The organism is Mesorhizobium sp. BHbdii (assembly GCF_053848045.1).
In genome coordinates, this window is record NZ_JBSPKX010000286.1 from 1 (window position 1) to 411 (window position 411).

Here is a 411-nt window from a genome sequence, read left to right on the forward strand (position 1 = left end):
CGTGGCGGTGTCGTCACAGAAGTCACGTCCACGCACAACAAGGTGCACGGCCTTTCGGATTTCGCCAGGATGGGCGACATCGTCGGGCAGCGCGGCAAGTCAGGCACGCGGCGCGGCGAGATCGTCAAGATCAGCCGCGACGAGGTCGTCGTCGCTCCGTTCGAACGCAGCGCCGATGCCGGCATCGGCGACGCTGTGTTCCGCAGGGGTCCGCTCGCGGTGGCGCCGCACGCTTCATGGCGCGGTCGCACCATCGACGCGCTCACCCGGGCCATCGATGGCGGTCCGCCGCTGATCAGGGGCGAAGACCTGTCGGGCAGCGCCACGACGCCCGGCGCCATGGCGCGGCAGCGCGTCGGCACCGCCTTCATGACCGGCGTCAAGGTCATCGACATCTTCACGCCGCTGTGC

At 69.6% G+C, this 411-nt stretch carries 1 pseudogene; it reads left to right on the forward strand.

What is annotated here, in order from left to right:
• A pseudogene (fliI, locus tag ACWTU8_RS33065) lies at positions 1-411 on the forward strand (flagellum-specific ATP synthase FliI); the annotation flags it as partial.